Source organism: Ignavibacteriota bacterium, assembly GCA_016713565.1.
Taxonomy (GTDB): Bacteria; Bacteroidota; Ignavibacteria; order Ignavibacteriales; family Melioribacteraceae.
Map to the genome: position 1 here is coordinate 265,835 of JADJOX010000003.1, position 10,404 is coordinate 276,238.

Genomic DNA, 10,404 nt, shown 5'->3' on the forward strand with positions numbered 1-10,404 from the left:
GAAAAGTATTTTAACTATAAAAGTTCTTTTAACTGGTTTGGTGAATCAGTTATAATTCCATCCACTTTTAACTTTATCATTTCTTTCATAATATCCAATTCGTTTACGGTCCAAACAAAACATTTTAATCCATGGTTTTTAATCATTTCTAAATTTGTTTTATTTACTAAATTGTAGTTTGGCGCAAGTCCATCATACTTATTTTCAATTCGATCGATTTTTTGCAATTCTTCTAAATATTGAACTCCATTTTTGCCAAGCAAATAAAATGTAATAATTTTTTTATTTCCCTTTTTAACTCTTAAAACAGTTTGTTCATTAAACGACTGCACAATTACCCAATTGTATGCATTATATTTCTCAATGATTTCTACAACTTTATTTTCCAATCCAGGATATTCTTCATCGCCGCCTTTTATTTCAATAAGCAACTTCACTTTCCCATTTATTAAATTCATCACTTGATTTAGTGTCGGTATCTTTTCATCTTTATACTTGCTGTCAAACCAATCTCCGGCGCTGTATTTTTGAATTTCAATTAAATTCATTTCTTTTACAATTCCCGAACCATTAGTCGTTCTGTCAATACGGTCATCATGAATTACAACAACTTCTTTATCTTTTGATAGAATAACATCAATCTCTATCATATTAACGCCAAGCGTCATTGCATTTTTAAAAGCCGCTAAAGTATTTTCCGGTGCTAATTTTGAACCGCCTCTATGAGCAATAATTATTAATTTATCTGATTGACAATTATTTAAGGATACAATTAACGCAATTAAAATTATTACTTTTAATAAAGTCATATTTATTCTCCAATGAATCCATAATATCTACCCATCCAATATGCGAGAAGCCACGATGCGCCGTCATCTTCCAAAGTACCGTTGCCGCCGCCGTCAGGAACATACGGATCATCGTTCCATTTATCCCAATTCATTTCATCCGGAGGCAATACGCTTATAAGTTGGGATTTGTTAAATCTGGTTTTATATGGCGACCATTGAATATCTTTTCTGATGCTGTTTATCGTAAGCCATTGTCGTCTATCTGTAGGAATTTCAATTAGATTTTTTACAGCTGATTTAATATCAACAAAGTCCGGATCAATTGAAGCGGCGGCGAAATAAAAAAATGCCGAGCCGTCTCTACTTAAAGTTTTATAATGCCTTCTAACTGTTTGCTGCAAAGCATTGCGTACAATTGGATCATGTTCCAATTGCAGCCAAGGGTAAAGAGCACAAAAAGCCAATTGATTATCAGAATGATTGTTCTCATCCGGAAATACTTTTTTTTCTAATAAAACATTTGCCAAATAATTATGTTTAACGATAAGTTCATCAAAATGATTTTTGTATTTTTCATTTCCCGTAATGTAATACGCAACTTTAAGAAATGATAAAATTTGTGCGGAGTTTAATCCATTTTCCAAATAATGATCGGGATCGTCATTCAACATTTCCGGATTCCAAAAACCCCAATAAGTTCTTTTTCCATCCCAGTCAATTAATTGTAAATCATTATCTAGCAAGTAATTAATAATTTCGGAAATTTGTTTTTTAATTAGTTTATTTTCAGCTTTATCATATTTTGCTATATGTTCCCAATAAGAATAGAATGCAAAAAAGTGTCCGTCCATTTCATCACTTGACGCGTCACTTTTCCAAAGAAATTTGCCATCAGAAGTTTTTCTCCATTCATCATTTTCAGTATATTCGTCATTTATTGGAACAACACTTCTCGCAATTAGTCCCGGCACTCCGGAAGCATTTTGCAGCATAATAATCGCGTGCATACTTTTTTTTGCCGATTCCAAATATTTCTTATTTCCTGTTGCGGCATAAGCCAAAGACATTGCGGTAACGTGATAGGAAGTCCATAATCCGTCATTTTCACCATATTTAATTTTATACGATGTTGGATTTTCAGAATCATTTAAAATACAGCTTGCGACCAATCCTAATCTTCTGTGCCGAATATTAATAAGTTCCTCAATAATTTCGGCTTTTTGAGATAATGAACGCTGAATGCCTGAAAGCTTACTGATTCCATCTTTTGTTTCAAAGTAAACCGGCATTCCCTTTGCAGAAATAATTATATCCGAAATTTCATTGTTTATAAGATATCTTTTGCCGGCTCTGTAATACCATTTCCTTCCATCTTCATATGGAGTAAATAATATCGCTCCATGATTTGTCCCAAGCCAAATTTTATCGTCTTTGTCAATTTCAACTGCAGTAATATTTTCAATCGGCAATCCATCTTTCCCTTGAATTGAATTCCACTTATTGTCGGATGTGAAATAACTAAGACCAATTGGCGTACCTATCCATATTGTACCTTTACTATCAACTTCAATATCGGTAATACTTGTCGATAACGGACCGTTTACTCCATAATCAACTTGTTGTCTTAATTCTTTTTTATTTTCATCATAAATGTAAAGACCCTTTCCTGTGCCGATCCAGACTTCGCCATTATGGTTTAATAATGCGGTAATTTCTGTAGTGATCTTTTTGGTAAAATCATTTTTACTTAATTCCTTTTGCTTTACCGCAAATTCTTTAACTAAATTTTCATTTTCTTCATTCGTTAAACTTTCTCTAATTTGCTCAATAAACACTTCATCTTTAACCGGAATATATTGCGAGGCATTTGTATTATATTTTAAATCATCATCATAATTTAAAGCGGGCAACACATTTGGCAATTTATAAATTCCGTTTACTTTTGCATTTTTAATATCAGTACTTTGACCAAATATTATTATAGATGATGTTAACCAAAAAATAATTTTTATTATAAGTTTCATTTTACCTTTAATTTTTAATTAAACTTCCGCGAGCTGAATAATTCTTTTAATTTTTTCAATTCCGGTTTTCGCAACCTCATAAGGTTCTTTTTCCCAATGTTCACGATTAAACATTTCTAAAGAAAGCGCTCCTTTATAATTTATTTTTTTCAAATCCTTTATAAGCTGAACTAATGGTAAAATTCCATCTCCCGGATAAATTCTATCTTTATCACCCTGCTCTTCTCTTGGTGTTTTATCAGAAACATCATTTATGTGAAAATTTGCTATTAAATTTCCGTTGATTTTGCTTATGTTGTTAAATCCCGAATTACCTCTAAATAAATGAAAAGTATCCATTATTAAACACGCATCAGAATTATTAGTATCAAGAGCAACTCCGGCAGCATGCCCGAATTGATAAATACCTTTAAAGAAACCGACAAATTCAAATGCCACAATTAATCCGTATTCTTCTTTTCCGATTTTTAAAAGTTCAGAATATCTTTTCAAAATTGTTTGGTAATCTATATCCTCTCTATCCGGCGCTGGAATTGCGGCGACATATCTTGAACCAACATCGCTAGATCTTCTCATTCTTTCTTTAGTAGCTGGTAACGAATTCTTAAAATCTTTTTCATCCATCGGCATACAATCCCAAAGTCCTATTATATTTGGGACATATAAATTCTTTTCTAAAATTTGCTTACCAAGTTCTATTAAGCTTCCGCCATTTTTTTCATACTCTTCCAATTCATTAATCCATATTTCAATTCCGTCATATCCGGCTTTACTTGCTGCATTAATTTTTTGTTCTAATGTTGCGGGTCTAATTGTACTCGTGTTCAAACAAATTGGCCATGGCGATTTAAACTTACTTTTACTATCAACGTCGTTATTAAATGATTTAAATCCAGATGTAAGCGCGGTTCCGCTTAATGCCGCTAACTCTATGAATTTCCTTCGTTTCATAAATTGCCCGAAATGTTAGTGAATTTTATTATAATCTAATTATCTCAATATTACGCCAATTGATTTTTATACCTCCGCCGCTATGAATTTGCAACGCGATAAATCCGTAACCTTCGCCAATCTTCTCATCTGTAAAATCAACCATTTGAACTCCATTTAAATATGTTTTAACATTATCATCAACCACTCTTATTTTCATATTATTCCATTCGCCCATTTTTAATATGTTTTCTTTTTCATCGGGAATTTTCACAAGCCAGCCTCTTCCATAGGATTCGTAAATTCCGCCGGTATCGTGATTAGGTGGAGCAACTTCAACTTGCCATCCGCTTATTTTTACTCCTTCAATTGATGATCTGAAAAACACACCGCTGTTTCCTTCAGCGTTTTGCTTAAAGTCCAAACTTAATTCAAAATTCTTGTACTTTTCATCCGTACTTAAATATCCATATTCTTTATCAGGACCGCTTTCGCAAATTAATTCATCATTTTCCACATACCATTTTTCAGTACCGTGAATTGTCCAGCCGGTTAAATCTTTACCGTTAAATATTGATTCATATTCAGTTTTTTTTTCGGCATAATTACAGCAGCATGAATTCAAAAAAGTAATAACTATGATAAATGCCGCTGCTTGAGTAAGGATTTTCATATAACACTCTCAAATTTATAATGATTTAATTTTAATATTTCTGAACCAAATACTGCTGCCATGACTTTGAAGACCTATATGCCCGTCTTTATGGATTCCATAATCAGGATATTCTTTCCATTTTGAATTTTTAACTTTTTCAAACCAATCCTTCGTCCATTGCTTAAATTCCAAAATCTTTTCACCATTCAAGTAATGACTTACAATCGAATCTTGAACAACAATCCTGCTTAAGTTCCATTCGCCGACTGGTTTTAATTTCTTATTTACCTCAACATTATGCATTGCGTAATTTGCGCCGGTTTTTTGCCACTCTTCTAATTTCGCTGGAAATCCGATATCATCTATTAATTGATATTCTGGCGCTGTTTGAATTGTACTTGTGTATTTTCCATCGTCGATAATATGATAAAATAAACCGCTGTTTCCGCCTGCTGAAATTTTCCATTCACAGATAAAATCAAAATTAGCAAAAGTATTATTAGTAACAAGATCACCGGTGTGCTCCTTCTCATTCATAATACATGAAATTTCGCCGTTATCAACAATCCAGCCATGACCAACTATCTTTTCACCGAACTCGTGCCAGCCGTTTAACGTATTTCCATCGAATAATAAAATCCATCCATCATTCTTTTCTGAATCAGTTAAATTATTGTTTTTATTTTCAGATTTTTCAACTGAGTGATTTTTTTCATTACAATTTATTAATAAAAATACCGCAATGATTGATAATAAAATTATTTTATTCATTGCTGTCTCATTTATTTCTCATAATTACTAATTTATCTTTTGTAGGCAATTGCGGAAATTTAGCATGAGGTTCTTCTTGATACCAATATGCGACCGATGCCAAATCATCCTGCAACGGAAGATATCCATCAGGACCCCAGCCTAAGCTTTGAATTGTAATCTTTAAATTTTCATTAAATCTAATAGGATCTTCAATATGCCAGCGATACTGACCAAACGCTCCTAAATAATCAGCAATTGTTGAATCTTTAGCTTTGTAAAATCCGGTATATAAGCTTGAAAATTCTGTGTAAAAAGTTTTTCCATTAACTTCATGATCATTATATCCATACGATCCGCAAAAGTAATCTTCTTCACCAGTTCCGCAAATTGTCGGAAATTTATTATCACCGTCAATATAAAATTTAATTTCGCCTTCACCCCACCAGCCCTTACTTCTTGCGCCGTGAGCCAAATAAGTACCAACATACTGACCATTTCCGTTTACACCATCCAATATTGTAAAAACATCCTTAAATGGAAGAGGGTTAACCCTTCTGAATTGCGCGTGAAAATAAGGTGTGTTTTGTTCAACTTGTTGTAATGTATAATTTATTTGATAATAAACTGTAGCTCTTTTATCGCCTAAATTTTCCATCGTAACTTTACAATTTTTTCTAAAAGGCATTTGCCAATATGAGTTGAATCCGCTTCTCGGATTAACACAAATTGCAAGTGAACTGATAATCGGTTCATTCATCATTCCCCATCCTGACGCAAAAAAATCGCCGACAGGAACTTCAATAGAAGGCTCGGTTTCTCCATCCCAATAAAATCTGAGAATCATTAATCTGTAATCGCCTACCGGTGTCATCCAAATATGGTTTATAACTCCCGATTCATTTATTTCACCAAGAGTAAATGTTTGTCCCGGCTCAATATGAATATACGGATTTACTTTCCACCCTTGTCCGAGTTTTCTTGCCGCTTCAGCCGCATTACCTTCTTCTAATGTAGCCATTCCACCTTTGCCTTTTTCACCTGTAAAATTCTCAGGGCTGATCGACCTTGTTTTTGAATCTTTTAAATTGAATAAATTTTTGAGACTCGTCGTTTGTGCATTTGTTAAAAATGAAATAGATAAGACAAACATTAAAACCATTATCAGTTTTCTTCGCATAAATTCCTCAATGATTTTTTATTGAATTAAATTATAGTATCTGCCAAGCCAATAAGCCAATCTCCAATAAACACCGTCGCTTTCAGTCATTCCGCCATCACCTTGAACAGCAGTCCATGGATTATTATCCCATCTCATAATTCCTCTCTCACTTGGGGGCAATAATTTATTTGTCTGCAGATGTTCAAGTATGGGTTCGCGTGTAATTGTAATATCTTCTCTTTTGCTGTTATCAACCCGCCATCTTATTAAATCTAACGGATTATCTTGAAGAAGGAATATTGATCTGTTCAGATTCAACTTGTTATTAGCGAACGCGTTGTACGTGAAGTAAAAATATGGATTATCATCATATTTTAAAGCATCATACCAATTATCCAAACTTTGTTTATAGTATTTTAATACTTCAGGATTATCCTCATGATTTAGTAATACGGGATAAACTAAAGCCAATAATTCATCATCAATATAAGTTCTGCGCGCAGGCAAAATTGATTTAGCGTTGATTACATTTTCTTTGTAATTATAATCATTCCACAATTTATAATATTCTTTCTGGTAATATTCATCACCCGAAACATGATATGCGAGTTTTAGAAATGATAAAATTTCAATTGAGTTTGTACCGCGTTCAATAATCCAGTCTTGATCATTATTAATAATTTCAGGAGACCAAACTCCCCACTCAGTATGTTTTCCGTCAATATCATTAAAGACATAGCCATTGTCAATTATATAATTTACAATTTTTGTAACATGATCTTTTACTACTTTCTTTTCTGATTCATCCGCTGCCAAATCGTAATAATATAAATAACCGTACATGTGTCCGGTAACTTCATCGCTGCTTGTACCGCGTTTCCAAAACCACTTTTTATCTTTTGATAAAACCCAATGTTGTTCTAACCTTGTTGATCTTGGTTCTTCAACCATTCTTTTCGCCCATTCTCTATCGTCAATTGTTTCATTAGGATCGGCCATTTCATTCCAAGTTGAAGGAATTACGGTTCGCGCAAAAAACCCTTGAGTTTCAGTTACAGTTTGCAAAAATTTTAAAGCCTCAAATGCTTTCTTAGCGTTTTGCTTTGCTTCCGGATCTTTTGTAACAGCGTACCTCAACGATTCCATTGCCAGATACATGCTTGTATATTGACCGTCGTTATCATCATCTTTTGGAAAATAATTATTTGTATCGCCCGGAGTTGTAAATCGGCATTTCTCAACTAAGTAAGGTTCGCGAATATGTCTTTTATCAGTTATATTTTTGAAATACTTTTCCTTTTGCTCTAACGTCATTTTTCTGTTTTTAATAGCGCTGACTCCACCATCTGTCGCAAACCAAACATTTTCATTCTTGTCAAAAGTAATATCATTTACTTTATCATTGATTAGCCATCTTTTACTGTTCCGAACTTTCCATTCTTTACCATTAAATTTAGCTGCTCCAAAATCTGTCCCAATCCAAATAGTTCCGTCAGGCGCTATATTAATTGCTCTAACCCAAGCGTTTGGTATTCCGTCATTGGGAATAAAACTTTTTATCATTTTATCGTTTTTGTAAACCGTAACTCCGCCAAGTCCGCAAACCCATAATTCATTTCCAAATGACTTACTTAAACCGTAAACATTGTCGCTAACAATTTCATCAACATTTTGAAATATTTTGAAAGTATTATTTAATTTATGATATAATCCTTTTCCTGTGGCTAAGTAGTAACCGCCATTTTCATCCGGTAATAAAGCCCTAATTTGTTTTGAAGTCTTTATTTTTTCACTTGTCCAACTATTATTTTTTAACGTAAATATTTTGGTTAATGAAATTGCGGTTATTTGATCATCAATTTTATTTACAACTATCGCCGTTTCATCAATTTCCTTTACTTTATTAATTTCATTAATATTGCCGCGATATAATCCGTTCCAAGCGGAAATCCATATTACATCATTATCTAAAAATAAATCATTTATTGGACCTTGATTTTCCTCGCTTAATTTTGGAATCCATGTTCTTGAACTTTCATTTAAGATAAATAGTCCTTCTTCAGTGCCAATCCAAATATTATTTAAATTGTCTGCCAAAATAGTTTGGACTTTTACAGAATGATTATCTTCAAATGGATAACTGTCATGATATTCTTGTGTGAAAAGAGTATCTTTTATTTGAGCCGATGAACAAAGATTTGAGAATAAAATTATTAAGGATATCCGTATAAAATTATGTATCATAATATTGCTTATTGTTAATTTATAAAATTATTTTTTTACCAATTTTAGCGCTTTCAAAAATTTTGTCAATAACTAACATATTATTCAACGAATCTTGAATTGAAATTGGCGGTTCGATATTTTCAATAATTGATTTAGAAAATAAACTAACTTCTAATTCATATTGATTGCACATATCAACTTTAATTATTTCATTTGTTTCATTTTTTGTTAAAATAATTTCCGCCGGTTTATTAAGCGCTGGATTGAAAGGCAGCTTTAATTCAATTATTCCATCTGTTCCGTAAATTTTTACATTTTGATTATCTTTCATCCTAATTGAACTGAAGAATTGAGAACTTCCATTTTTAAATTCCAAAATGCAATTTGCTGTAATGTCAATTTCCATTTTTGGATCTCTATGCATATTCGCGTAAATCAAATTTGGTTCATCATCAAAAATAAATCTGCTCACCGAAACCGGGTAACAGCCAATATCGTATAAACTGCCTCCGCCATATTCTTTGGTGTTTACAATGCTATTAGGATTATCATCAAAAAATGAAAACGAAGATTGAATAAATTTTAATTTTCCAATCGCTCCATTTTGAATTAATTCTTTTACTTTAATCCATTGTGGATGAAGTTTATACATAAAAGCTTCCATCACTTTCACTTGAGGATAATCTCTCATAACTTTAATAAGTTCTTCAACATCAGCGCTCTTTAAACAAATAGGTTTCTCAACCAACACGTGTTTACCTTTTTGAATTGATTTAATTGTGTATTCCAAATGCATATGATTCGGCAGCGGAATATATACTGCATCAATCTGCGGATCATTAATTAGTTCATTATAACATCCGTAACATTTGGGAATATTATTAGCTTCGGCAATTACTTTTGCCTTCTCAATTTCTCTGGAAGCCAATGCTGCTAAATTTGAATTTTCACTTTGTTTAATTGCCGGGATTAATTGATCTTTGGCTATTGCAGCGGTTCCAAGAATACCCCAGTTAATTTTTTTACTCATATTTTGACTTTTATTTTAAAAACAACATTTTTTTTGTTTGAATAAAATCACCCGAGACAAGCTTATAAAAATATATTCCGCTTGATAAATCTGAAGCGTTGAATTCAATTTTATAATTACCGGGTTTTTGTTTTCTGTTTACAAGAGTTGTAACTTCTTCGCCTAATACACTGTATACTTTCAGCTGTACCAAATCATTAGAATGAATAACAGCATTAGCAGTTTCACTATTTTCTTTTGCGGCAATACTGTATTCAATTATAGTGGCGGGATTAAACGGATTTGGATAATTCTGCATAAGTTTAAATTTAAAAGGCAATTTATCACTTTCAATATTTCCGGCATCAGTTAAACTTGAGAAAGTAAAAAGTTTTCCACCGCCTGCAGCTAAATTAATTTCAAAGTTTGATTTACCATTAACGTCAATTGTATTAACCGTTTCCCATGTATTATTCTGCACATTAAAATAAATTAAGTTTTCCGAAATTCCGTTTAGTGAAACAGTCGCATTCACCGCATCCTTATAACTTTTATTCATGAGCATAAAATATTTATTTGAATCACTGTCACTGAAATAACCTATAACAAAATTTGCATTTTCAGAAATTGAACTAATAATTCCATCAACTGGTAATTTCCATTTCGGATCCGAAATAATTGAATGGTAAACACCGGTAGTTTGCAGCTGAACCATAATTTGAGAAAGTGAATCTATTTCCGCGTTTATTTTTTGAATTGAAGGATAAATTAATTCTCTATCTGGGTTTCCTGTTAATCCCCAATCTCCGTGCCAATGAAACCAAATCAACGCATGAACTCCGTAAGTCAAAGAAGAA

The 10,404-nt window shown here is 32.5% G+C and carries 7 protein-coding genes and 1 pseudogene; all 8 read right to left on the bottom strand.

All coding sequences use genetic code 11. From position 1 onward, the window contains the following. Positions 1–14: 14 nt before the first annotated feature. Positions 15–809 (bottom strand): glycerophosphodiester phosphodiesterase, encoded by a 795-nt coding sequence (locus IPK06_03890; GenBank protein ID MBK7979152.1) that lies wholly within the window; start codon positions 807–809, stop codon positions 15–17. Positions 810–811: 2 nt separating this feature from the next. Further along, entirely contained in the window at positions 812–2,815 is a 2,004-nt protein-coding gene (locus tag IPK06_03895; protein MBK7979153.1) for a hypothetical protein, read from the bottom strand. 18 nt (positions 2,816–2,833) lie between these two features. Continuing rightward, on the bottom strand, positions 2,834–3,766 hold the full coding sequence (locus IPK06_03900; protein MBK7979154.1) for a sugar phosphate isomerase/epimerase: 933 nt from the start codon (positions 3,764–3,766) through the stop codon (positions 2,834–2,836). Positions 3,767–3,794: 28 nt separating this feature from the next. After that, positions 3,795–5,171: pseudogene (locus IPK06_03905) on the bottom strand (DUF1080 domain-containing protein). Positions 5,172–5,178: 7 nt separating this feature from the next. Beyond that, positions 5,179–6,330, bottom strand: a complete 1,152-nt coding sequence (locus tag IPK06_03910) for a DUF2961 domain-containing protein (GenBank protein ID MBK7979155.1) — start codon at positions 6,328–6,330, stop codon at positions 5,179–5,181. An 18-nt stretch (positions 6,331–6,348) separates the two neighbouring features. Beyond that, entirely contained in the window at positions 6,349–8,556 is a 2,208-nt protein-coding gene (locus tag IPK06_03915) for a regulator (GenBank protein MBK7979156.1), read from the bottom strand. Between the two features lie 19 nt (positions 8,557–8,575). After that, a complete protein-coding gene (locus IPK06_03920) occupies positions 8,576–9,568 on the bottom strand; it encodes a Gfo/Idh/MocA family oxidoreductase (protein MBK7979157.1) in 993 nt (330 codons plus the stop codon). Positions 9,569–9,578: 10 nt separating this feature from the next. Further along, positions 9,579–10,112, bottom strand: coding sequence for a T9SS type A sorting domain-containing protein (locus tag IPK06_03925; protein ID MBK7979158.1), 534 nt, complete (start codon positions 10,110–10,112; stop codon positions 9,579–9,581). Positions 10,113–10,404 lie beyond the last annotated feature (292 nt).